Below are 25,479 nucleotides of genomic sequence, written 5' to 3' on the forward strand. Positions count from 1 at the left end.
TAAAACTCATTCGATAGTAAGATGACAGCTTGCGAGTATAGACCAGGTTTAGAAGGTATTCCCGTTGCTCAATCCAGTATTAGCTATGTCGATGGACAAAAGGGAATACTGGAGTATCGTGGTATTCGCATTGAAGAACTCGCATCACACAGCACGTTTCTGGAAACATCGTATCTGCTGATTTGGGGTGAGCTGCCGACCAAGGAAGAACTCGAGGTCTTTGAATATGAAATTCGCCACCGTCGGCGGATCAAGTATCGAATTCGGGACATGATGAAGTGCTTCCCGGAAACAGGTCACCCGATGGACGCACTGCAAGCCTCGGCGGCGGCACTCGGTCTTTTTTACTCCAAACGAGCGCTAGATAACCCCGATTATATTCGGGAGGCATCGGTTCGCCTGTTGGCAAAAATCCCAACGATGGTGGCAGCTTTCAAGCAAATGCGTAAAGGCAACGACCCTGTTCAGCCTAATGATGACTTGGATTACTCTGCCAACTTTTTGTACATGCTCAATGAGCAAAAACCTGATCCTCTAGCGGCTCGGATTTTCGACATCTGCTTGACGCTCCACGCCGAACACACGATGAATGCGTCCACATTCTCGGCAATGGTCACCGCATCGACATTGACTGACCCCTATGCTGTGGTGGCTTCCGCCGTGGGAACGTTAGCCGGGCCTTTGCATGGTGGAGCGAATGAAGAAGTGATCACCATGTTGGAAGAAATAGGCTCCGTGGAAAATGTCCGCTCCTATGTAGAGGATTGCGTGCAGCGTAAGTCCAAAATCATGGGTTTTGGTCACCGGGTTTATAAAGTGAAAGACCCACGAGCAACAATCCTGCAAAACTTAGCAGAGCAACTGTTTGAGAAGTTTGGTCACGATGAGTACTATGAGATTGCCGTTGCACTAGAACAGGCCGTCGAGGAAAAACTGGGTCAGAAAGGAATTTACGCCAATGTTGATTTCTATTCCGGGTTGGTTTACCGGAAATTGGGGATTCCTACAGACTTGTTTACACCGATTTTTGCGATCGCACGGGTGGCCGGTTGGCTCGCTCACTGGAAAGAACAGTTGGAAGAAAACCGAATTTTTCGACCCACTCAAATCTACACGGGTGTCCACAGTGTTGATTATCTTCCCATGGAAAAACGCTAGAGGTCGCTAACTGCGAGATTCAATCCGAGGCGTGAGCGTAGAATTTCGCTCTTGCTTATCGCCTCTGGTTCAATTGAGGTCAAAAGAGGATCATTTATGGATAATCGTCATCTGTGTTCCTCATACTTTGTATCTTCGGGCTGCAATCTTGTAATTGAATTCCAGTCATCCTTTAAGGTTGCTGATTGAGTCAGTATAGCCGCACTCATTGACCTGGCAATTTCTCGGCTTTAAATAGCACTAAAAGCCAATCATCCTTCTATGTTGATTGTGCAATAATACATTTATCTTGCAGCCGATAATTCATTAGAGAATTAATCGCATTTTCGTCTGCCTGGTTTGCCAGTTCCAAAAGCGTTGGCTGATTCATCTACTCCAAAGAGCGAGGAATTTATAATTTAAGTGTCTATTTTAACCGCCTATTTATAAGGTTCTGTCAAAAGTTGAGTAACATTTCCAGAAATCTTGAGGAGTGTTGATTGACTGGTGTGAAGATAGCCGAATTAAACATCCCTAGCAGTCATCCATCTTTGTCACTCAGAATCACCCTCCCTCTGGAACACCCCTTACTATGACCCCTAGGTAGTTGAACAAGCATCAACTAAAACTATATAGACGATAGAGGCTATCCCAACTGATAAGAACTCAGAAGAAAACCTAACCATCGTGATAAGTATAAATTCTGAGGAGTGGTGCTGAGCCAATAACCATCCAACGATATACTAGGCAGAGAGGCTCCTAAAAAAATCTTTACAAAAGAGCTGTATAGATGTATTCGATACCCTGTGTATCGAACTGCCTCAGTAATTACACGTATCGGCAAAGATGAATCCAGGAATTGACCTCCAAGGAAATTTTATTCAATCGCTTAGGGACTTGGGCATCCCACCTGGTGCGGCTAAAGCCATTTGGATGCCGCTACCGATGTTTCTGATGATTATCGGTACAACGGTGGGCGTCTTGGTACTCGTCTGGCTAGAACGGAAAATTTCTGCTGCGGCTCAACAGCGCATTGGCCCCGAATACGCCGGTCCCCTGGGTGTTCTCCAGCCTGTAGCAGATGGTCTGAAGCTAGTCTTTAAAGAAGACATTGTTCCCGCTAAAGCGGATCGGTGGCTCTTCACACTCGGACCCATCCTTGTCGTGCTGCCTGTGTTTCTGTCCTACTTAATTGTGCCTTTTGGACAGAACCTCGTCATCACCGATGTGGGAACAGGGATATTCTTATGGATTGCTTTATCCAGCGTTCAGCCGATTGGTTTGTTAATGTCAGGCTATGCCTCCAACAATAAATACTCGCTGTTGGGTGGCTTGAGGGCGGCAGCACAATCGATTAGTTACGAAATTCCTCTAGCGCTGGCAGTCCTCGCTATTGTGCTGATGTCCAACAGCCTGAGCACTATTGATATTGTGGAGCAGCAATCGGGCTACGGCATTTTGGGCTGGAACATTTGGCGTCAACCCGTGGGTTTCCTGATCTTTTGGATTTCCGCTTTGGCAGAATGTGAGCGACTACCCTTTGACCTTCCGGAAGCGGAAGAAGAACTAGTGGCTGGGTATCAAACCGAGTACGCTGGGATGAAATTTGCTCTGTTTTATATCGGTTCCTACGTCAACCTGGTGCTGTCTGCCTTACTCGTTGCTGTTCTGTACCTGGGTGGCTGGGAATTTCCGATTCCTCTCGATCAGTTAGCCAATTGGCTGGGTGTTAGTGAAACCAGTTCTTGGTTGCAGGTGATCACCGCATCGCTGGGGATTACCATGACCCTCCTTAAGGCATATTTCCTGGTCTTTATTGCCATTCTGCTGCGCTGGACACTTCCCCGCGTTCGTATTGACCAGCTTCTTAATCTAGGATGGAAGTTCCTGCTTCCCATCGGTCTGGTTAATTTACTCCTGACTGCCGCACTTAAATTAGCATTTCCTTTTGCCTTTGGCGGTTAGATTGAAGGTTGCAGGTTAGTAACGTTAGAAGGTTAGAACTTTTAACTGATCCTTCGGCTTCTCCTGTGGAGTACAACCTGTTAATTTTCACCTCTCTTCCGGCCAAGGACTTTAAAAAGAGAGAGACACTCACAACTATGCTGAAGTTCCTTAAACAAGTTGGCGACTACGCCAAAGAAACCGTTCAAGCTGCCCGCTATATTGGTCAAGGTCTATCGGTTACCTTCGACCACATGCAACGGCGTCCTGTCACAGTACAGTATCCTTACGAGAAACTCATCCCTTCCGAGCGGTTTCGCGGTCGGATTCACTTTGAGTTTGATAAGTGCATTTCCTGCGAAGTCTGTGTTCGGGTTTGTCCGATTAACCTGCCAGTCGTAGACTACGACTTTGACAAAGCCAGCAAGAAGAAAAAACTCAAGAGCTACAGCATTGATTTCGGGGTTTGTATCTTCTGCGCCAACTGTATCGAATACTGCCCAACGAACTGTCTATCCGCGACCGAAGAGTACGAAATTTCCACCTACGAGCGCCACGAACTCAATTACGACAATGTGGCAATGGGACGGCTACCGTACAAAGTTACACAAGACCCAATGGTCACTGCCTTACGCGAACTGGCTTACCTGCCGAAGGGCGTTTTAGACCCGCATGATTTGGCTCAAGGTTCTCAACGCGCTGCTTTGCGTCCAGAGCAAATTGCGGAGCAGATGGAACCAAAGAAAGAAGAAACTACACAGAAATAGTTGTCAACTGATTAGGGATTTACGACTTTAGATTTTGGATGAATCATTTGTGCGGCTTTCTTCGCAGCCATGCATAAACCGGGCTCCTAAAATCCAAAATCCAAAATCCAAAATCTAAACTTAACAGTCAAGGAGATTAGGTAACGGTGAATCTAGCGGAAGGAGTTCAGCTTGTTTCATTTGGCATACTGTCAGTGATGATGATTGGGACAGCTTTGGGCGTAGTCCTACTTTCTAACATCGTCTACTCGGCTTTTTTATTGGGTGGTGTCTTCGTCAGCATTGCCGGTTTATATCTTTTACTCAATGCTGACTTTGTGGCAGCGGCACAATTATTGATTTATGTAGGAGCCGTTAACGTTCTGATTTTGTTTGCCATCATGCTGGTGAACAAGCGAGAGGATTTTGCGCCAATGGCTAATCGCTGGATTCGCCAAGGGTCAACCGCACTCGTTTGTGCCGGTTTGTTTGTACTTCTGAGCACAATGGTACTGGCGACACATTGGTCTGTTTATACTGGTGCGCCTATCATAGGTGAGAGTTCCGTTGTGAAGATTGGGATGCATTTCTTCAGCGACTTTTTATTGCCGTTTGAGCTAGCGTCTGTATTGTTGTTAATGGCAATGGTGGGTGCAATCATCTTGGCACGTCGGGATTATATTCCAGAGGAACTCATCCCTCGTGATACTGGCACAGCAACGGCTTCGACGCTGCCAGAACGCCCGCGTGAATTGGTGTCAGCCGCTGGTGCGACTCCAAGAGAACGTTAAGGAACTTCATCCTTTAGCCTTAATTAAAAATCTCGTTGATCACACAGAAGATTCATGCACCTCCAACTCCAATACTTCTTACTTTTAGCGGCTGCTCTGTTCTGTATTGGCATTTATGGCTTAATTACGAGCCGCAATGCTGTTCGAGTGCTGATGTCAATTGAACTCATGCTAAATGCCGTGAACCTGAATTTAATGGGGTTCTCCAACTTTATTGATCCACAAGAGATTAAAGGTCAGGTGTTTACGGTGTTTGTCATTACTGTGGCAGCAGCAGAAGCAGCAGTAGGTTTAGCGATTGTGCTTTCGATTTACCGCAACCGTGAGACGGTGGATATGGAGCAATTTAACCTGCTCAAATGGTAAATTTTTGATAGCTTACTTGAATGTGCGCCTACCGATATCGGTAGGCGTTGTTTTTATTGGGAAATACAGGTGAACACAATCACACCTTCTCTGGATAACGCGATCGCTACCTCTCTAAAGAATCTCAAGTTTGTACAGAAAACTCCTCTGAATTTATTCCCCAATTGACCCACGCAATCGCTTCTCTAGCTGATGGTACATCAGGCGGAACACGTAATGCATGGATGTATCCTGTGCTAGAACAGCTCATTTTTAAGAGATAAATTGGCTCCACATCCACATCAGAATCGATTTTCAAGAGGGTGTATTCTTGCCAAGAATCTAATTCAATGGCTTGCAACTCCTGACAAATTCGGACGTAACCAATTTCCTGAATTAATATTCGTCTCAGCTCAGCGTTATTCTCTTCTAATAACCATTTAGCTTGCCACTGGTTGGGAGGTACTTTTCCATATTTTTCCGGTAATCTTACCCCATGATAGGCGTACACATTGAATCCCTCATAGGCAACCGCTGGTACTCCTAATCCATGCAATCTTCCCTGTTCATCTAAGTGAATGACTGAAGGTTTAGGCGTAACAACCGCAATATTTTTAAACGCCCACCACCAACCGCAGTGCTTAGCCGTAGCCCATAACCCTTTTAGCTTCGAGCAATCAACGCCAATTGCATCAAAGTAGGCATAACTAGCCAGTGATTGCACATCCACTAAACCCCAGGCACTCCCGATCTGATAGAAGACAGCCTCCCCAACAGCTTCCTTAACAGCCATCTCGACATTGAAGACAGTATCCTCAACAGCAGCCTCCACAGCCTCTGCGATCGCATCTTCGATCGCATACCGAATAGCCTCCGCGACAGCCGCCCTAACCGTATTAAAAGCCGTATTGAAGACAGCCTCGCCAACGGTAGCCCGGATAGCCTCCTTGCGAAGTTCTGGCTCAGAAGCGATAGAAGTTAACGCCTCCACAGGATTATTGAACCACAGAATTTGTTGAGGTGGCTTCAATCTAGCGCACTTATAAGCCAGCGCGATCGCATCTTCGGCTTTTTGGGGATTAATCGGTGTTGTATCTAAACCAATGCGTATCCACTCATCCCGAATTATAGGTATGAGGGCTTGTTGTTCTGGTGTGAGCTCGGTAATTTGTTTGTATCTCATCTCACGGAAAGCTTCTCCCTCAACTATTTAGCTTATTGTGTAGTGATGGAAGCTACCATTGTTATTTACTAAACTTTATCAAGAGAAATATTCTAGGACGATTTCTCAATCTACCCAGTTTAGAACTTGACCAATTAATTTCAGAAATACCTAGTGTAGATTCTAACCACCTAAGTTCGTTTTCTAGATGATGCTGCGCTCGAATTTCATCGAGAGCTAAAATATAAAACGCTTCAAAAATAGGCATAAGTTAGGTCTATTCTAGGCACAAAAGCAAAGGCAAAGAAAAGATATCCTTATTCAAGGATGCCTAATTGAGAACGAGTGAGCAACAACTCTCACAAATGTTCATCCTATCGCCACAGCGAATGTGAGTGACGCGATCGTTCTACAATAAAAGATTCAAGCATCTAACCGATCGCCGATCGCAACTGGTGACTTGTCACTATCCTTAGATTCAAGTGGCTGCCTTTTCCAGATGAGCGCTAGAACACTATTTGATAAAGTTTGGGACTTACATACTGTCGGCATTTTGCCTTCGGGTCAGACTCAACTATTGATTGGTTTACACTTAATCCACGAAGTTACTAGCCCCCAAGCTTTTGCTATGCTGCGGGAACGGGGACTGAAGGTGCTGTATCCTGAGCGCACTGTTGCTACCGTAGACCATATCGTTCCTACCGATAACCAAGCGCGTCCTTTTGTCGATGTCCTGGCAGAAGAGATGATGCAAGCTTTGGAAAAAAGCTGTAAAGAACACGATATTCGCTTTTATAACATTGGGTCTGGCAGTCAAGGAATTGTCCATGTGATTGCCCCGGAACTGGGGTTAACCCAACCCGGAATGACAATCGCTTGCGGTGACTCTCATACTTCAACACATGGGGCATTTGGGGCGATCGCATTTGGCATCGGTACCTCTCAAGTTCGCGATGTGCTAGCCTCCCAAACTCTTGCCCTGTCTAAGCTCAAAGTCCGCAAGATTGAAGTTAACGGGAAATTGCCTGCCGGCGTTTATGCCAAAGATGTCATCCTCCATATCATCCGTACCCTTGGGGTTAAAGGTGGGGTTGGCTACGCTTATGAGTTTGCTGGCACTACCTTCGAGCAGATGAGCATGGAAGAACGGATGACCGTTTGCAACATGGCGATCGAGGGAGGTGCTCGTTGTGGGTACGTAAACCCCGATGCGGTGACGTTTGAATACCTCAAGGGCAGAGATTTTGCCCCTAAGGGCGAAGACTGGGAGCAAGCGGTGACATGGTGGACAAGCCTCCGTAGCGATGAAGATGCCATTTATGATGATGTCGTCACCTTTGAGGCGGCGGAAATTGCGCCCACGGTAACTTGGGGGATTACACCGGGACAGGGAATTGCGATTAATGAAGTGGTTCCCACGCCGGAGAGTATGCCAGAAAGTGAACGTGCGATCGCACAAGAGGCTTACCGCTACATGCATCTCACCCCAGGCGCACCCCTTCAAGGCACAAAAGTCGATGTCTGCTTTATCGGTAGCTGCACAAATGGACGGCTCAGTGACTTGCGCGAAGCGGCAAAATATGCTATTGGCAAGCGGGTAGCGGAGGGAGTAAAAGCGTTTGTCGTCCCGGGTTCAGAACGGGTGAAACAGGAAGCAGAAGCAGAAGGATTGGACAAAATCTTTCAGGAAGCTGGGTTTGAGTGGCGCGAACCGGGATGCTCGATGTGTCTGGCGATGAATCCCGATAAGCTCCAAGGTAGCCAGTTGAGTGCCTCTTCTTCTAACCGCAATTTCAAAGGGCGTCAGGGTTCAGCAACGGGACGTACACTGCTGATGAGTCCGGCAATGGTAGTAGCTGCTGCGGTGAAGGGTGAAGTTGCTGATGTGCGGGAGTTGCTGTAGGGGCATCCCATAGCAAAGAGTGGACTTTTTGCTCAAGTCCACTCTCTGTTCAACTATCTATGTACTCGCTGTAGCCAGATTGAGTCGAGTTCTTACTTTGGCGTGTCCGTGTTTTTAATGGTTCTCTTATCCTCGATGATCACTCTTTCTTTGATTTCAGGACTGCCGGAGAGGTGAATATCCTGATCTTTGTTTTCCAGTTTGGCGGATTCGGCTGCACTTTGGGCAGATGACTTCACATCCTGCGCTGCACCTTTAGCGGATTCGGCTGCACCTTGGGCAGATGATTTCATATCCTGCGCTGCACCTTGGGCAGATGATTTCATATCCTGCGCTGCACCTTGGGCAGATGATTTCATATCCTGCGCTGCACCTTTGGCAGATTCGGCTGCATTGTGAACAGATGACTTCATATCCTGCGCTGCACCTTTAGCAGATTCGGCTGTATTGTGAGCCGATGACTTAATAGATTCAGCGGCACTCTTGCCTGATGACTTAAGGGATTCGGCTGCACTTCTTATCGATGGCTCAACCGACCTTGCTGTATCTTTTACAGTCGCTCTCACATCCTTGGTGGCACCTTCAATTTCCTGAGCTACAGCTTTAACGGAAGGCTTAACTTCATCAGCAGTACTCTTAATAGATTCTGCTGCACTTTGTACGGAAGGCTTAACACCTTCAACGGTCTGCTTGACTGACTCTTTTACTTCTCTAATTGTCGGTTGGACTTCCTCAGATGCCCCCTTGACTGCATTGACTACAGAAGGCTTGGTTTCCTTCACTGTCTGATCGACAGATTGTGCGATACCTGTAATCGAAGGCTTAGTCTCCTGAACTGTCTCTTTGATTGCTTCTGCTGTACCTTTAATAGAGGGTCTGACTTCATCAACAGTTTGCTTTGCGGCTGTGCCTAGCTCTTCTACCGTCTCTTTAACACCCTCTGCTACCGTGTGTGCTGCATCCCCTAAATTATCTACAGCGCGGTTAACTGTATCAGCAGTGCCCTTTCCAATCATAGCCCCAGCAACAGCACCAGCTACAGCACCAACAACTCCTCCAGAGCGGGCACCGAGTATACCACCGACTGCTGCTCCAGCTACTCTCGCACCTATGCCTGAGCCTGATGATTCATCATGTGGAGATTCAGCATTTTCATCAGTCTGGGCCTGAGGCGGCTGGTTCTCAATCGGCTTAATATTCTTTTGCTCGAAATCAGGATTGGCGTCAGGTTGGTTAAAAGGCAGTTTGTTATCAGTCATATCTATAACTTGGCACTAAGCGTATTTCTACATTCACATGCTAACTATTACGTCTCAGAAAATCTGCTGCTTAAGAAGTAGATTCGCACTCCTACTTAAGACATAGCTTGTCAAATGTATTTCCAGATACCAATCAAAGTTACAAAATATCGAACTGATAGAATTAGAGGCAGACTATCTTACCTTTAGCAATAAAACTTTCGCTCCAATTTTGTGTTATTTATTAATCGTTTCACGGCGTGATAATCCTGCTGTTTTAGCTCCTTGTTATCACAAGTTCAGGAAAGGTAGTCTCAGTTAAGACAACAACATCAATAAAACCAAAAATTAAGAAAATTGCTCAGCGTGTACAGTTAGTTTTACAAGCTATTTTTTGGCTATAGCATTTGTATGACTCTACTAGCGTTGCCATCAAATTGGGTTCTTCCCAAGAAAACCAGGGAAAAGCCCATAGTATCTCTAGTCAGTCCTGCTTGGTTTTGGAGATGCCTCCCAAGAGAATGTCTATGAGCGATCGCAGCAGCCGATAGTAGATGGTAGAGTGTGTTAACGGAGTGAAGGCACCCTACTGCCTATAAAGATTGACTTCAACATGACCCGGCAGACGAATCCCAACGAATATAAGCAGGAAATCATTGCGTTCTACGACACGAGAACCAACTATGACAATGACTTTACCTATCGTCGAGCGATTCCTCTGGTTGAATTGGCGCAACTGCAACCCGGACAACAGATCTTGGATGTAGCCACAGGGACGGGTATCGTTGCGATCGCTGCTGCTGAGATTGTAGGTTCTGAAGGTAAAGTAATCGGAGTCGATTTTACCCCAGGAATGCTCGACCAAGCACGACGAAAAATCAAAGCAACTGGGTTACAAAACATCGAACTAATTGAAGCTGATGCCGAATCAATCAACTTTGAGGATGAGCGTTTCGATGCGATTTTTTGTGCCACAGCCATTGTCTTGCTGAGTGATATCCAGGCGGCGTTACGCAATTGGTATCGCTGGCTCAAAAAGGGTGGACTTGTCGCCTTTTCCTCTTGGTCGGTAACATCGTTTTTCACGCCTATCATTATTAAAGTTTGCGCTAAGTATGACTTGTCATTACCGAACCTCCACGAACCACTTGGAAGTCCAGAAAAATGTCGTCTTCTACTTCAAGACATAGGATTTAAAGACATCGAAATAAAAACCGAGCAATTCGGGAGTTATCTCAGTCTCGATGATGCTAAAAATTTTTGGCAAGGCAAATGGCTTCATCCGAATGGTCATCCCCTTTTTGGGCTATCAGATGAGCAAATCGAGCAATTGAAAGCGGAATTCAGGGCAGAAATTGAGACAATAGCTACAGACAAGGGAGTCTGGCACGAAATTACTACATTCTTTGTAACAGGTCGCCAATAAGCACAAAGGTAGAATAATGAGTCAAGTTCAAGCAGTTTCAGGACGGGCAATTCCTTTAGTGGGTAATGATATCGATACCGATCGCATTATCCCCGCTCGGTTTTTACGGTGTGTCACATTTGATGGTTTGGGAGAACAAGCGTTTGCGGATGATCGCACTCAAGCTAAAGGAGAACATCCCTTTGACCAACCTCAGTATCAAGGTGCCAATATTTTAGTGGTTAACGGCAACTTTGGCTGTGGTTCTTCCAGAGAACACGCTCCTCAAGCTCTATCAAAATGGGGAATTCAAGCCATTGTAGGAGAGAGTTATGCGGAAATCTTCTTTGGCAATTGTGTGGCGATCGGAATTCCTTGTGTGACAGCACCAACAGAAACGATTCAGCAGTTACAAACAATCTTGAAAGACAATCCTCAAGCTTCGATAACAGTAGATTTAGAAGCGATGCAAGTTCGTTGTGGCGACTTCCAATCGGCTGTCACTCTAGGTGAGGGAGCACGCCAAATGCTGACTACAGGAACTTGGGATACTTGCGGACAACTCATCGCTCAAGTTGACCAAATTCAAGCTACGGCTGCCAAGTTACCCTACATTGATTGGGGCAGTCGAGTTGCTTAATTCTGTAGTAGAGTGGGCACTGCCTACCTACAAATCTGACCACTGGCTATAGGGATTTTCAACTAAATTAGCATTGTAGTATCTGGGATCATCAGACACTTCTTTGCCAATCCATTCTGGGAGTTCAATGGATTGATTTTCGTCCGTGAGTTCAACTTCTGCGATAATTAATCCTTGATTTTCAGCGGCAAACTCGTCTACTTCCCAAGTCAAGCCAGCGTACTCAATTTTGTATCGAGTTTTTTCAATCAGGGGCGCTTCGCACAAATTATCCAACATTTCTTGAGCATCCTCGGCTGGGATAGGGTACTCATACTCTGCCCTGGAACAACCCTGCGTTGCACCCTTGATCGTGAAATATCCTTGATTGCCCGCAAGGCGCACTCTCACGGAACAGCCTTTTTTTGTGGAAAGGTAGCCTTGACGATAGAGAGTCCCCGTAGCCAGTGATCGCCACTGATCACCTTTGACTAAAAATTTACGTTCGATTTCAGTTGCCATGTGTGCAGTTGAGGCTTGTAGCGACAAAAAGGAGGGGCACGACATTCCGTGCCCCTCCTATTCTCTATTAAAAATGATTGGCTTTTCGTTGAGTCTAACGAAATTATTTGAGATCACCCCAGTTTACTCACATTCCCGAAGTATTTTACGACACCGTATTAACTTTCTACGTCGAGAACTTGTTTTTTGAAGTTCTGAATTTCTCCTGAAAGTTCTTGACGGGTTGCAGCGGTTAATAAATAGCGGTAAATAAACCAAATTCCGTAACCTAGACCAATGAGTTCTAAAAGCACGGATAACAATGGGATATCATTGAGAGCATTCAGTAAAGCGAGCATGAGTTTAACGCCAATTAAGGCCAAGAAAATCCAGCCAAGGCTTCCGAGAAGTGGCTGATATTTATTGAAGAAATCCCCAACAGAATTTTGCAAATCAGTAATAAAATCAGAGGTTTTTTCTCCAAACTGTAGCCATTGCTCCTCTTTAGCTGGTTTTGGAGAAGGCATCTTACTCAACATCAGGTTATCTTCAACCTTCACTTCTATGAGGGGCGATTCTTGTTGAATTTCAACCGTTTCTTCGCTTTTTTCGATTTCAGTTGTCATAGCGTTTTTAGGGAAAAATAACGTGGAATGATGGACTGATCAGTTTCTACCTAAAGCTCCCACGGCTGTAGACTAAAGCTTTCCAGTGCGTTGGTTGAATGAAATCAACACATCGCCCTTCGGCTAGCTGTCCTAAAATACCTAGAGCCAATTTCATCGATCAGTTCTTTTTAGTCTATTGACGCCTACCCGTTAGGGTCAAGAATCCAACCTAGAAAAAAGCGGATTTTAGTCATTTCTTTAAAGTATCTTTATATTGTTATTTCTTTAGGGGAAATTAAAATTATAAATGAGAGGATAATTACAATTATTAAATAAATAACGGCTAAATGATTTTAAATTTAATACAAAAAATCCTGATAATTACTGATATAAATTGACTAATGATGAATGACTAAAAACTACTAATTTGCCCCGCATGAACTGAAAGAATTTGAGAAGAATTCAACCACTGGGAATCAAACGCTCCTAAATGGGTTGTCGTAATCAGAGTTTGAAAGCGGTCTTGAATGGCCTCCAAAAGCTGATTTTGACGGTTTAAGTCAAGTTCTGCCAATACATCATCGAGCAACAATAAGGGGGGTTCACCGACAACTTCCTCAATCAGTTTGAGTTCTGCCAGCTTCAGCGCCAACACCAATGTGCGTTGCTGCCCCTGAGAGCCATACGACCGAGCCGGTGTCTGGTTGATGGTAAACTCAACTTCATCTCGGTGAGGGCCAACCAGAGTCGTCCCTTGGCTTTGTTCAGGAATTCGACGCTGTTGGATTTTGTCTAAAAATGCCTTTTGTACTTCTTCTGGGTCATCTTTTTCAGCGCGAATATTGGGCGCATAGGTTACGTCCAGCACCTCGGTTGCCCCACTAATACTCGTGTGCCACGCCGCTGCCAGGGGTGCCAACCGTTCTACAACTCTCGCTCGACGCCGAGTGACGCGTGAACCAGTGGTCGCCAGTTGTACATCCCACAGTGCTAGCTCTGAATATAACTCTCTGGATGATTCCTCAAGCTGGCCTTCAGCTGCCCCAACTCGGTATTTTTTCAGGAGGGCGTTACGCTGCCGCAAGACCTGGTTATATTGTTGCAAGATGTAGGCATAGATGGGTTCCAATTGAATCAAGAGGGAATCGAGCCAGTTGCGACGCCGTTCAGGTGCCCCCCGCACCAGTTCCAAATCCAGACTGGAGAACTGCACCGCATTGAGAATACCTAAAAAGTCAAGCTGGCGGCGTAAGGCTTCCCGGTTGAGGGCAACGGTGCGTCGTCCCTGAGTGCGGAGAGTTAAATCAAGATCGACTGAACCATAGGCACGTTCCAGGTTCGCCCGAATTTGACCCACCGCCGCTTCTTCTAAAACGAGGTCGCGATCGCGCACGGAGCGATGACTCTTAAGTGTCGAGAGCAACTCCACCGCCTCTAGCAGATTCGACTTCCCTTGAGCATTATTGCCTACCAAAATCGTCTTGGGGGCATCAAAATCCACAATGCAGTCTCGGTAATTACGAAACTGTTTAAGGTGCAAAGTTTTTAGATACATTTTGCTCTTGGGTCATTGGGTTGAAGGTTGAAAGTTATAACCTTAGGGGGTTAAAACATATCAACCTGCTTTCCTTGCCAACTATTAAGCTACCAACTTACCAACTTTCAACTTTCAACCCCTCTTTGCACTAATGATTTAAGCACGACGGGAATAGTAAAAGCGGAAGAACAGTTTCTCCATCTCAACCCAAACAAACAATAAGGAACTAAAGCCTAGGCAAATCAGCAATTCTGTCCCGGTGAGGTAGTGAGTCCCGAAGAAACCTTGCAGAGGCGGAACATAGACGAGAGCTAGCTGTAGCGCGCTCGTAACCACAACAGCCCAGAGCAAATAAGGATTAGAGAAGGGATTCACCTCTATTACGAGGCGAGAGATGGATCGAACCGCCAAAGCATGTCCCATTTGGGCAATACAGAGGGTAGTAAATACCATTGTTTTCCAAGTATCTGGATTTCCCGGATAGCCAGGGGCATGAGTATAGTTGTAAGCCCATACCATTAAAGCAATGCTGATAATCGCAAACACAATGCCGACACGAACCATATAAGACCCCAACCCTCTGGCAAAAATATTCTCACGGGGACTAAAGGGAGGGCGTTTCATCACATCAGGTTCCGGCGGTTCTACAGCCAAGGCGAGGGCGGGCAACCCATCAGTAACGAGGTTCATCCAAAGAATTTGTAACGGTGTCAGAGGAACGCCACCCAGTCCAATGATGGGTGCAGCAGCAATGACTAATACTTCACCAATGTTGCTACCCAGGATGTATTTAATAAATCGGCGGATATTGGTGTAAACGACCCGACCTTCTTCGACGGCATGGACAATTGTGGCAAAGTTGTCATCAAGGAGTACCATATCGCTGGCTTCCTTACTGACATCGGTGCCGGTGATTCCCATGGCAATACCAATATCGGCTTGTTTTAGGGCTGGTGCATCGTTCACCCCGTCGCCTGTCATCGCTGTGAATTTCCCTCGACTCTGAAGCGCTTGGACGATCCGCAGTTTGTGTTCTGGGGAGACACGGGCATAGATGCTGACATGTTCGACTTCTTGTTCGAGTTCCTCTTGGCTGAGTCGTTGTAATTCTTGACCGTTGAGGACGCGATCTCCGGGTTCAGCAATGCCTAAACTTTGCGCGATCGCTTGTGCCGTCAATTGATGGTCACCGGTAATCATAATCGGACGAATACCCGCCTCACGGCACTGTGCCACCGCGCCCCGCACTTCGGTGCGCGGGGCATCGAGCATTCCCACTAGCCCCAGCCAAATCAACCCTCGCTCAGCCGAGTCCTCTAAGGCTTGTGAAGGTATACTCTCTAAAGGTTTGTAGGCAAATCCCAGTACGCGCAATCCTGAACCTGCCATCTGGTTATTCTGATCCAAGATGTGCTGACGCTGGGTATTTGTCAGTGTCTCAACCCTATCCCCTTGCTGATAGGTTTGACAACGTTCCAAAATCAGTTCTGGAGAACCTTTCGTAAACATGACAAAAGGCGATTCTTGAGCATGTTGGGCAACGTTTTGAGTTCTGCCTTCACAAATCACACTCATCCGCTTGCGTTCTGAGGAGAACGGAAATTCTTCTACTCGCTTGAGTTGACGAGTTAACGAGTCTTTTTCCAAACCGCTTTTTCCGGATAGGGAGAGTAAAGCCCCTTCGGTTGGGTCACCTAAAATGATCCATTGCTGTTGCGAATGAGTCGTCGATTTCTTTTTGCCATTCTCTTGACTTTTTGCATCTTCCTGCTGTAAAACGGCATCATTACAAACGACACAGGCTATTAGCAGCGTTTGCAGTTCTGGATACTGTTCGGGTCTAATGGACTGATTATCGATTTTGAACTCGCCTGTTGGGGTGTAACCCTCCCCTGTCACGCTAAACGTTTGCTCCACCGTGGCGACATGCTGCACGACCATTTTATTTTGAGTCAGTGTGCCGGTTTTATCAGAGCAAATCGTTGTCACACTCCCTAGGGTTTCTACGGCTGGGAGTTTACGAATTAAGGCGTTGCGACGCACCATGCGCTGTGTTCCCAACGCCAGAGTCACGGTAATAACGGCGGGTAGACCTTCCGGGACGACAGCGACAGCCATAGAAAGAGAAACTTCCACCAGCTCCTGCAAGACCCCGCCATCAAATCTGCGCGTATCCAGGTAGGATTTGAGCATACCGCCCACGACGACTAGCGCCACTAGAACCAGGGAACCCGTGACCAACACGTTACCCAGTTGAGTCATCCGCTGTTGCAAGGGCGTCGGTTCACTTTCCACCGCTTGCAACATCTCGGCAATTTTACCGAGTTCTGTCCGCATCCCCGTACTCGCGACGATGGCAGTACCTCGTCCCTGAACGACTTCGGTTCCTTGATACACCAAATTAACGCGATCGCCCAAAGGTGTTTCTTCTTGCAGTTGAGCATCAACCTGCTTAGTGACCGCTTGAGCTTCCCCAGTCAGGGCAGCTTCCCGAATTTGGAGGTTGGATACCTCAATTAAACGCGCATCGGCTGACACCTGAACACCTGCTTCTAGGAGCATGATGTCCCCCGGCACCAGTTGTTTGCCGTCAATCTCAAGGGGTCTGCCATCTCGAATGACTCGCACCTTCGGGGAAGAAAGGCGCTTAAGAGCGGCAAGTGCTTTCTCCGCACGGCTTTCTTGAAGGTAGCCCAAGATACCGTTAAGAATTACGATCGCCATAATCGCGATCGTATCTTTGAAGGGAACTCCGCCGTCAGAGGGTCCTTGTTGCAGTGCGATCAAGTCTAAAACCCCTGAAATAATCGCTACCACAATCAACATCACCAACATGATGTTTTTGAACTGATCGAGGAGGATTTCCCACTTACTACGACCGGCGGTTTCTTCTAATTCATTGGGTCCATACTGTTGCAACCGCTCTTCAACCTGTTGGGATGTCAGACCAGTTTCTGCATTACTGCCCAACTCTAAAAGGGCCTTCTCAACGTCTAGGGTGTGCCATGCATTTGCCAGAGCGGGCCGAGAATTTGAATGACTAGATGGAGTCACGGGTACTGCTTGCTGTAACACGATACGAACTCAATCATAGTCTTAAAGACTAATGACAGAGTACCCATGGGATTGAGCGGTAATCAACCGTTAATTTTAATCTCTCCCAGTAAGGGAAACTCAGGCACGAAAACGGTGATTGCCTTGGGGATGAGTCGAAATTTAGCCGGGGTGTAGGTCACGATTTCCCCGTCGGCATTGATTGGCTGAGGTTTGCGAGTTAGAATTTCAAATTCTTTACCCTCCAGGGTACGCACACCCGACCAATCGGCCTGCCTGCCTCGCCATATCGCCGGAAGTAACAGGATAATTTGCCACCACTGCTGATATTCCAAGCTATAAAGATCCAGGCGTTGGTCGTTGATCGCCGCATCATTCGCCACCGCCATGCCTCCACCATAATATCGTCCGTTACCCACAGCAATTTGTACGGTTTTGACCCGAATTGACTGTTCTTGGGTCCGAATTTCCGCCCAAAAGGGTCGAACTTTCCAAACCACTTTCAGGGCAGTCGCCGCATAAGCAAGGACTCCCCATACGCGTTTGGCTTTTTTGTCGAGTTGGTTGGTGATTTGTACGGAAAGTCCCAGACTAGCGACATTGAAAAAATGCTTATGATTGACCCGACCTAGGTCAATCCGCTGAGTGTGACCGGTTGCAATCACCTCACAAGCTTTGGGTATCGACGGCGGGATTCTCAGGGTGCGTGCGAGGTCATTGGCTGTTCCCAGAGGCAAAATGCCTAAGGGTAACTGAGTACTCACTAACCCTTCGACGGCGGCATTGAGGGTGCCATCTCCACCGCCAATGATCACTAAATCCACGCGATCGCGATAATGACGGATCAGGTCTGACAAATGCTGGGGCTTTGCTGTCGATTCTTCAAACAGTTGAAAGCCCAGCGATTGTAACTGGCTGATAGCGTGGGAGAGAGTTTCCTCCCCTCGCCGAGAGTGACGATTTACCAGCAGCAGCGCTCGCTGAGTCATGCCGCGCCTCGTTATTGTTGAAAGTAGTTTAATCGTCCCACAAAATTGTAGAGAAAACTTCTCGCCCTTGGCATAGAGGGTAATGGGTGAATTGCAGCCTGAAGTAACCTAATCGGCTTTCAAGTTGCAGGGTAAGAAGGTGAGGAATCTGGGGAGGCTGGGAAGTCTGGGGGAGAAGAGGATGCCATGTTTTATGCCTCTGAGCTGATCAAGTATCAAGGTCTTTGCGCTTCAATACCTCAGTCTCCAGAACCCTAAAATTGATAGCGAACACTAAAATAGAAGCCTTGATCTTGGGCATTCTCGCCTCGATCATCGACCTTAATTAAGGGATGTCCATAGTCCACTCGAAGACTTAATCCCGGTTGGACTTCCCAAATGATGCCCAAACCAATGCCGGCTAAAAACCGCTGTGAGGGTAAAAATTGATTATTCGGATTATCTGACTTATTCCAAACGACGCCTGCATCGACGAAGGGCGCGAGTTGAAAGATAGACGCACCCGCTTCATTTCGCTGTAGCGTAATACGGTCTTCAATGGAGAAGCGCACGCCATTGTCACCGGAGCGGAGGTTTTGTCGATAACCTCGTAAGGATTGACCGCCCCCAATCACAAATTGTTGGGATGGCAATAAACTATCCGGCGTGAGCTGAATGTCAGCTCCCACAATTAAAAAGTTATCCTCATTGAGAATTTGGACGCGCTGGATTTGACCAAGCCAGCTCACGAAGCGCCCATCGGGTATAGGGTCGGGATTGGTCGTGGCTCCCAACGCACCGATGCCGAAACTAAAAAGCGATCGCAACGACCAAGCACCTTTTACATCACGGCGCAAATAATCTTGACCAAACTTAATCACTCTGGTGCTGCTGACACCCTCTTCATCTGGGCCAATGCCAAAAGGAGACGGTGAACCAAACAGAAAGGTCTGTCCTTCCTGGTAGGTAAATCCTAGAGATAAAGCCAATTCTTCTCTGGGTGAGCGAATTAACGGCTGCCGAAAACTCATTTCATACAGCTCAGATTTCCCTCGAATATCAAAGATGTTCAGCGGTTCTTGGGTAATTTTATTGCGACTCGGAGCGGCTCTCAGTTGCAGAGTGCCGTTCATCGCATTCAGTGGGATGCGATAGCTGAAGTCAAAACTATCCGCACCACTGGTTGTCGTGTGGTAGTACGAAGCGGCAATTTCATCCCCATAACCCGTCAGGTTGCGATAGAGCAAGTTGAGTCCCAAGCGTTCGGAACCCACGCTGGGCGGCGAATAGTTGTCAATACCGACACTGCCTTCAAAGGGATCGGCCTCGACGACACGAACAATCAGAATGCTCTGTCCCACACCCGTTCCCGCTCGCAAACTTGCCTCTACATTCTCAAATAAAGGGTCGGCTCGTAGTAACCGCAATTGGTCTTCCAACTTACCCGTATTCAGAGGTTTGCTGGTACCCAACTGCACGCGAGAGCGAATATAACCGGGTTTGACTCGGCGCGTTCCCTCGACTTGAATGTCTTGCAAACTGCCTTCAATCACGGCAATTTCCACAACCCCATCGGGAGGAATCACTTGGTTAGCCAGAATGGCTCTAGAGGTGATGTATCCCTGATCTAAGTACAATTGGGTGATTTTATCCGCAACTTCTCTGAGTTGTTCCAGAGTCAGGGTACGCCCCTCATAAGGTTGCACGATGGGATTAAGTTGCTGTGAACCAAAGACAGTACTGCCAGTTACTTTGATGCTTTTGACGGGTATCGTCTGAGTGCTCGGCTCTGTTGTGGGGGTTGGGGTGGGTGAGGGTTGAATCGGTGCCCTGTCTTCACCAGGTTCCTGCGTTGGGGTGGGTGAGGGTTGAACCGGTGTCTGGTTTTCAGGCGGTTCCTGCGTTGGGGTGGGTGAGGGTTGAACCGGTGAGGGTTGAGTGGGTGAGTCTAAATCCGGTATTTCCAGTCTGGGAGTGGGAGACGGTTGAGTGGGTGAGTCTAAATCCGGTATTTCCAGACTCGGACTGAGAGACGGTTGAGTAGGTGAGGTTGAGTCCGGTGTTAGGGGTGCTGGCGTTGTAGACGGTTGTAAAAAGCGTTCTTGGTTGGGGTTGGGTTGTAGGTTCTGGGAAATGGGTGGGGGTGTTGTCGGGAGCTGCGCTTGTAGGAATAGGGGTGGGAGAAAGCTTTCACCGCTTAACGGCATCAGCTTTGTGGGGGAGAGGGAAAACACAGAAAAAGCGGAGAAGTCCTCCCACCTGAGCCGCGAATCTCGGTTAACCTTCTCTGGCGTGCCGAGTAGCCCCGATGCGGCTTTGCTCACTGTAGCTGGGTGTGGATGCTCCTCCGGCACCAAGCTGGGTTGCCACGCGACTCTCTGTGTCAGGTCGCCTAGAGAGTTGGGTACCAGTGCTGGCAAATGATCGAGGAACGAGGGCGAAGCCGACGTGCGCGGTGCGTTCTGGATGGGATCAAGACGGGAAGCGCTGGCTGAAAGTGTTGTTGTCGAGAAGGCAATTTCGTAATCGTACTCCGGAAGAGAAATTGAGGGGAGGAATAGGGGTTTCCCTTCAGGGTAGCTGTTCCCTATAGATAAGGAGGAGGAGTCGTTCTCTATGTCTAAGGAAAGAGTAGGAATTTTTGTCGAGGATTTCTCTAGGGATGCCGCTTTTGGAATGCCCTGGATATTCCTTTCCAGGTTTTCAAGGTCTTCAGATGCCTCTGGTGAAGCCGTTGGCGTTGCCGCATTCGCGTCTGTGCAGCAGGGCGCAGCATCAACATAGGGACTCGGAAAGACGAATACGCCAATACTACCCGTAAAAGCAATTCCCACACCGAATGGGGCAAGTTTCCGCAGCACAGACTTGGCTAGCAAGCCTTTGATTACAACCTCACACCTACACAATCCCATCTCCAAGCGCATGGGTTTCTTATTCTCCTTAGGTCAATATATCGAGAGATTTTGGTTCGACCACCCATAGTCAGTGAGGAAATGTCTCCCAAAAGCCTTCTGTTGATGACGAATATAGGCAAAAATTTTTGCCTTTCATGGTTATAGCCGATTGCCTATCCTCTCGATGCCACTGTGTTTATTTATTACAAATAAATTCATTGACCAACACTATGCTCTAAATGGCGGCGATATCTCTGGAAAAAAATCCCCCGACCATTGCCGGGGGAGAAGCTTAAAGTGTAATTACCAGTTCTTTAGGCGAACCATTCTGGAACGGCTTCTTCTTTGGTGTTGGTGTTGCGCGAGGGTGTTTCGCGGTTAAATTTCATGTGAATTGAGCGAGTCTGCTCTCCATCGGCTGCCACGCCGACAATCGGGTAGTCAATCAATCCATCTTGGAAGGACATCTGGAAGCGGAAGGTTCCATCGGGATTCAGCTTGATCGGGCGTCCGCCAATGGTTACGGTGGCATCTGGCTCGGTAGCACCGTAGACAATCAACTCAGCATCTGCAACCAGCCAGAACTGGCGAGGACGCATCGGAATCGCAGAAGCGGAGAAGCCAGCACCCGACATGCCAACACCAGACATGTTCAAACCTGATGTGGTCGGGACAGCCCACATGCCCACACCAGATGGGAAGACATAGGAGCTGATGGATTGTTCGTGGATTGGGGCTTGCTGCATGGAACCGTATAGGGAACCGGCAACGCGCTGAGCTTCGGCGGATTTCGCCATACCAAAGATGGCGTCGTAAATCGCATTCGTATTGCCTTCTTGAGTTCCCGCGCTTGTCGCCATCCGCTTGCTGGGGGGAACCAACGTGTAGACGGTCTTGTCGCGTAAGTCTTCCTCCCAGCTAACCGTGATGAATTGATCTTCAATCCAGTCGGAGGGATAAACCGGAGGAACACGTACAGGGGCGGAACGAGCTAAAGTTAACCACCGACCATCGGCACAACGATAACCGATATCCACCGCGTAATCGCGATCGCTCACAGGCATCGGCAAGTACCATTCCCGTGCTAGTTCATCACAAGGATATTCTTGGACGCTATGGGGGCTTTGATTGTTAATGTTGATGTCGGTGACATCATAAATTCGTAGCGCTAGCTGTTGTCCTCCCTGACTGCGTAGGTCTTCTTTATGATCATTGGGAATATCCCAATAGGCATAACACCATTGTGGGTCGCGGGGCATTAGGACAATCCGGCTTTCACCGTAACCATCGGGTAAATCTCCTAACCCCTCATCCACGGATGCGAGGGTACCACCAGTACGATCATCCTGACCTAATTCAAACTTTGCAGCTTCCACTTCTTCTTGTGCCTCCACTGTGCGAGATAGACTGGGAGAGATTTTTGTGCGTTGGATCTTTTGTATTTCTGCCAGCAATTGCGCCTTACGCATCCGGCTGTAACGAGAGATGCCATACTCACTAGCGACTTTACGTAGTTGCCGCAGGGTCATCTCTTCTAAAGGTGGGCGTTCTTTTGCCATGATGTTTGCTCTCCAATATTTAAGACGGCAGGTAGGTCAATCCTGATGAATGAAAGACAAAAATTTGTTGGTCAGACAGCACTTTAAGCACTGAATTTTTAGGCTTTTCAACTTTTAGTTACTCACCGTTTTTGTTGTGTGATGCCCTGTTGATTTTGAGCAAGGGGGCATCATTCATACAGGGACTTGGGATCGAGCCAGCCGTCGATGAACTCAGAGATGCTAATCTCTTAGCATTTCTTCGGGATCGCTTTATAAAACTATGTAACAGAAGATCCCTGGGTTGGGTCAAGGGGATTGATCAGCTGATTTTCGGTCAATTAACGAATTTACGGGCATGATGGGGAGCATTTGTCAGAATATCATGACATTTGCGCTCCGACTGGGATCAAAGGGGATCATCTGAGCCGGGGATTTCACAGGACTCTCTTCTGGCTAACTCGCTAAGACTTGGAGGAAAGTCAAGGTTTGATGACACAATCCAGAACACAGACGGTTGCCTCTGTTCCTGGGATGGATCGGCGCGAATCAAACCGAATGAGGTCAATCGAAAATAAATAAGGGGAGTAAGAACTCCCCTGCACCCTGGCCTGCTTACCGTTGAACATAGAATCCCTGTCGCTCAATTCGCAGGGAAAGTCAATTCTTACGATTTCATGGCTTGCTCATAGCGTTTGTTCACTTCATTCCAGTTAATGACATTCCACCAAGCGGTTAAGTAATCAGCACGCCTATTCTGGTATTTCAGATAGTAAGCATGTTCCCAGACATCGTTACCCATAATCGGAAAGCTGCCCTCCATGAGAGGACTGTCTTGATTCGCCGTACTAATCACTTGCAGCTTGCCATCTTTGGAGCGAACGAGCCAAGCCCATCCACTGCCGAAACGCTTGGTTCCGGCTTCATTAAATTGCTGCTTAAAGGTATCGAAGCTGCCAAAAGAATCTGTAATAGCTTTAGCGATCGCACCTTTGGGTTGTCCACCACCATTAGGACCCATAATTTCCCAGAACATGGTGTGATTGAGATGACCCCCACCGTTGTTGCGTACCGTTGTCCGAATAGCTTCCGGCACGCTACTCAGGTTACGCACCAAGTCCTCAAGACTCTTGCCTTTGAGTTGTGGGTACTTATTGACAGCATCATTCAAGTTTTTCACATAAGCCGCATGGTGCTTGTCATGATGAAACTGCATGGTTGCTTGGTCGATATGGGGTTCCAGGGCATTGTAAGCATAAGGTAGAGGTGGTAGTTTGAAAGTCTCTGTACCCCCCTGATTCTGCTTATTGTCTGAGGTCGGTTTTGCTGCCGGTTCAGCCGCACAGGCAATATTGGCCAAAGCCAATGTCCCTGTAGTGGCACCGAGTAAAACTAGAAAATTGCGACGATTAAGAGCCATAAGGCTGATCAGCTCCTGACAATTGACAGCGCTAGTATATCCTTGGGTCAAGTGTCCCGCTCGATTGTTGCTAGCCGGACTGCTAATCTTATCCCAAGAGCTCTGGAATTAAATCTGCATGGGAGAACTTCGCGCCTTAATTTTTGACGTTGATGGAACGTTAGCGGATACTGAACGGGATGGTCACCGAGTAGCGTTCAATCGTGCCTTTGCCAGATCGGGGCTGAATTGGGATTGGTCAGTTGAGTTGTACGGTGAATTACTGGCGATCGCAGGTGGCAAAGAGCGCATTCGCTTTTACATTAACGAGTATCAACCGGATTTTGAGCGGCCTACCGATTTAGACCCATTTATCGCTAACCTTCATGCCCTGAAAACTCGCTATTATCGACAAATCGTCGCCGAAGGGGCTATCCCTTTGCGCTGTGGCGTGAAGCGATTGTTGCAAGAAGCGAGAGAACAAGGGATGCGCTTGGCGATCGCCACCACAGCCGCTCTACCGAATGTTACCGCTTTATTAGAACATACCCTCGGTTCAGAGAGTCCCTCCTGGTTTGAGGTGATAGCCGCAGGTGATATCGTACCGGCTAAAAAGCCAGCCCCAGATATTTATCATTATGTGCTGGAGACAATGGGTTTAGAGGCACGAGATTGTTTGGTGTTCGAGGACTCAAATCACGGTTTCTCGGCATCCTCTCAAGCGCGATTAAAGACCGTTGTTACCGTCAATACTTACACGCAAAACCAAGATTTTTCCGGTGCGCTATTAGTATTAACTGACCTGGGAGAACCCGATCAACCCTTTACTGTCTTAGCTGGTGAGGCTGGGGATTGGAAGTACTTGGATATGTCACTGGTGCATCACTTGCACTCCTCACACTCGGATTGACTCGTGCAAGAAGGCAGTAGACACAAGGCAGGAGGCAGAAGGGATATTGGTTGTACAGTAAGCTTTTTGACTTTTTTGAACTGGTGGGATATTTTCGCCGCGCTGCACTAGGCGCTACTGCTCTCGACGGCTACAGGTCAAGTAATGCCTGCGTTATCCTGCTTGAGAAGTACAACTTGAGCCAAGCATCCGGAATCAGCTTCTGCCATTTTGAAGCATTTCTATAAGCAAGGCACGAAATTTACATCAGACTTATTGCATAAATGTTTAAGTTCATAGAGATAAGTTCTCTAGCGACGTAAATGCAATTCACTGAGTGCAATAACTCTAGAATGTTGTGCCTGACGAACTGTTGACGAGTGACTGGTTTTTAGAGTTTCCTCTGTCAGTTCAATCATTCAACTTTTACAGATTGTTTTGAGGTTTACTACTGTGACAACTGGAATATTTCCTTCGCCAGACCATCTACAACCTGAGGAAACAAGTGCAAAACAGCAACAACAGCCACTATCTTCGGCAGCCAAACCCTCTTCATCGAAAAGTAAGCTAGAAGCTTTTGCTTTATTTTGTGTGCAGTATCCTAATTTTTTTAAATTTATCTTTCAGTGTCTTTTAACGGCCGTTATTTTGGGTTTTTGTATGATTCAATTAGCTAAAGATTCAGAAAAAGATAATGCCTTATACTGGAGTGGTATAACGTCAATGATGGCGTGGTGGATGCCATCTCCTAACTCTGGGAAGAGTTCTTCATCCGAGAATAGCTCTGAATCTTAGGAAGCC

At 47.4% G+C, this 25,479-nt stretch carries 20 protein-coding genes; 10 read left to right on the top strand and 10 right to left on the bottom strand.

The window, feature by feature from the left end; translation table 11 throughout:
- Positions 1-21 precede the first annotated feature (21 nt).
- The 5 genes from NDI48_21475 to nuoK all read left to right on the top strand — a co-directional run bounded on the left by NDI48_21475 (position 22) and on the right by nuoK (position 4,984).
- Positions 22-1,158: a citrate synthase gene (locus NDI48_21475; GenBank protein MEP0833740.1), complete on the top strand. Its 1,137-nt coding sequence runs from the start codon at positions 22-24 to the stop codon at positions 1,156-1,158.
- Positions 1,159-1,983: 825 nt separating this feature from the next.
- Positions 1,984-3,102 (top strand): NADH-quinone oxidoreductase subunit NuoH, encoded by a 1,119-nt coding sequence (gene nuoH, locus NDI48_21480; GenBank protein ID MEP0833741.1) that lies wholly within the window; start codon positions 1,984-1,986, stop codon positions 3,100-3,102.
- Between the two features lie 140 nt (positions 3,103-3,242).
- A complete protein-coding gene (gene ndhI, locus NDI48_21485) occupies positions 3,243-3,848 on the top strand; it encodes an NAD(P)H-quinone oxidoreductase subunit I (GenBank protein MEP0833742.1) in 606 nt (201 codons plus the stop codon).
- A 146-nt stretch (positions 3,849-3,994) separates the two neighbouring features.
- A complete protein-coding gene (locus tag NDI48_21490; protein ID MEP0833743.1) occupies positions 3,995-4,618 on the top strand; it encodes an NADH-quinone oxidoreductase subunit J in 624 nt (207 codons plus the stop codon).
- Positions 4,619-4,672: 54 nt separating this feature from the next.
- Positions 4,673-4,984, top strand: coding sequence for an NADH-quinone oxidoreductase subunit NuoK (gene nuoK / locus NDI48_21495; GenBank protein ID MEP0833744.1), 312 nt, complete (start codon positions 4,673-4,675; stop codon positions 4,982-4,984).
- Positions 4,985-5,108: 124 nt separating this feature from the next.
- On the opposite strand, the gene NDI48_21500 is transcribed toward nuoK, so the two are convergent.
- Entirely contained in the window at positions 5,109-6,146 is a 1,038-nt protein-coding gene (locus NDI48_21500; protein ID MEP0833745.1) for a hypothetical protein, read from the bottom strand.
- Positions 6,147-6,624: 478 nt separating this feature from the next.
- Here NDI48_21500 and leuC point away from each other — a divergent pair, with 478 nt between their 5' ends.
- Positions 6,625-8,028, top strand: coding sequence for a 3-isopropylmalate dehydratase large subunit (leuC, locus tag NDI48_21505; protein MEP0833746.1), 1,404 nt, complete (start codon positions 6,625-6,627; stop codon positions 8,026-8,028).
- A 92-nt stretch (positions 8,029-8,120) separates the two neighbouring features.
- Here the strand turns inward: leuC and NDI48_21510 are convergent, their stop codons facing one another.
- Positions 8,121-9,287 carry a hypothetical protein gene (locus NDI48_21510; protein ID MEP0833747.1) on the bottom strand — a complete coding sequence of 389 codons (1,167 nt, stop codon included), beginning with the start codon at positions 9,285-9,287 and terminating at the stop codon, positions 8,121-8,123.
- A gap of 592 nt (positions 9,288-9,879) precedes the next feature.
- On the opposite strand from NDI48_21510, the gene NDI48_21515 reads away from it, so the two are divergent.
- Together NDI48_21515 and leuD are read left to right on the top strand one after the other, a co-directional pair.
- Entirely contained in the window at positions 9,880-10,692 is an 813-nt protein-coding gene (locus NDI48_21515) for a methyltransferase domain-containing protein (GenBank protein MEP0833748.1), read from the top strand.
- Positions 10,693-10,708: 16 nt separating this feature from the next.
- Positions 10,709-11,311 carry a 3-isopropylmalate dehydratase small subunit gene (gene leuD / locus NDI48_21520; protein MEP0833749.1) on the top strand — a complete coding sequence of 201 codons (603 nt, stop codon included), beginning with the start codon at positions 10,709-10,711 and terminating at the stop codon, positions 11,309-11,311.
- Between the two features lie 27 nt (positions 11,312-11,338).
- Here the strand turns inward: leuD and NDI48_21525 are convergent, their stop codons facing one another.
- From NDI48_21525 to NDI48_21560, 8 genes are all read right to left on the bottom strand, one after another.
- Positions 11,339-11,812 carry a CYTH domain-containing protein gene (locus NDI48_21525; GenBank protein MEP0833750.1) on the bottom strand — a complete coding sequence of 158 codons (474 nt, stop codon included), beginning with the start codon at positions 11,810-11,812 and terminating at the stop codon, positions 11,339-11,341.
- Between the two features lie 158 nt (positions 11,813-11,970).
- On the bottom strand, positions 11,971-12,417 hold the full coding sequence (locus tag NDI48_21530) for a CAAD domain-containing protein (protein MEP0833751.1): 447 nt from the start codon (positions 12,415-12,417) through the stop codon (positions 11,971-11,973).
- Between the two features lie 394 nt (positions 12,418-12,811).
- Complete coding sequence (recF, locus tag NDI48_21535) at positions 12,812-13,954, bottom strand: DNA replication/repair protein RecF (GenBank protein MEP0833752.1); 1,143 nt, start codon at positions 13,952-13,954, stop codon at positions 12,812-12,814.
- A 138-nt stretch (positions 13,955-14,092) separates the two neighbouring features.
- Complete coding sequence (locus tag NDI48_21540; GenBank protein ID MEP0833753.1) at positions 14,093-17,011, bottom strand: cation-transporting P-type ATPase; 2,919 nt, start codon at positions 17,009-17,011, stop codon at positions 14,093-14,095.
- Positions 17,012-17,073: 62 nt separating this feature from the next.
- The gene (locus NDI48_21545; protein ID MEP0833754.1) at positions 17,074-17,979 is read right to left on the bottom strand and encodes a lipid kinase; all 906 of its coding nucleotides are present in this window, start codon (positions 17,977-17,979) and stop codon (positions 17,074-17,076) included.
- 254 nt (positions 17,980-18,233) lie between these two features.
- Positions 18,234-20,549, bottom strand: coding sequence for a BamA/TamA family outer membrane protein (locus tag NDI48_21550; protein MEP0833755.1), 2,316 nt, complete (start codon positions 20,547-20,549; stop codon positions 18,234-18,236).
- Positions 20,550-21,166: 617 nt separating this feature from the next.
- On the bottom strand, positions 21,167-22,411 hold the full coding sequence (locus NDI48_21555; GenBank protein MEP0833756.1) for a DUF4912 domain-containing protein: 1,245 nt from the start codon (positions 22,409-22,411) through the stop codon (positions 21,167-21,169).
- 646 nt (positions 22,412-23,057) lie between these two features.
- Positions 23,058-23,810, bottom strand: coding sequence for a superoxide dismutase (locus NDI48_21560; protein ID MEP0833757.1), 753 nt, complete (start codon positions 23,808-23,810; stop codon positions 23,058-23,060).
- Positions 23,811-23,928: 118 nt separating this feature from the next.
- On the opposite strand from NDI48_21560, the gene NDI48_21565 reads away from it, so the two are divergent.
- Entirely contained in the window at positions 23,929-24,699 is a 771-nt protein-coding gene (locus NDI48_21565; GenBank protein ID MEP0833758.1) for an HAD family hydrolase, read from the top strand.
- 432 nt (positions 24,700-25,131) lie between these two features.
- A complete protein-coding gene (locus tag NDI48_21570) occupies positions 25,132-25,473 on the top strand; it encodes a hypothetical protein (GenBank protein MEP0833759.1) in 342 nt (113 codons plus the stop codon).
- The last annotated feature ends 6 nt before the right edge of the window (positions 25,474-25,479 follow it).

It is taken from the genome of Microcoleus sp. AS-A8, from assembly GCA_039962225.1.
Lineage (GTDB): Bacteria > Cyanobacteriota > Cyanobacteriia > Cyanobacteriales > Coleofasciculaceae > Allocoleopsis.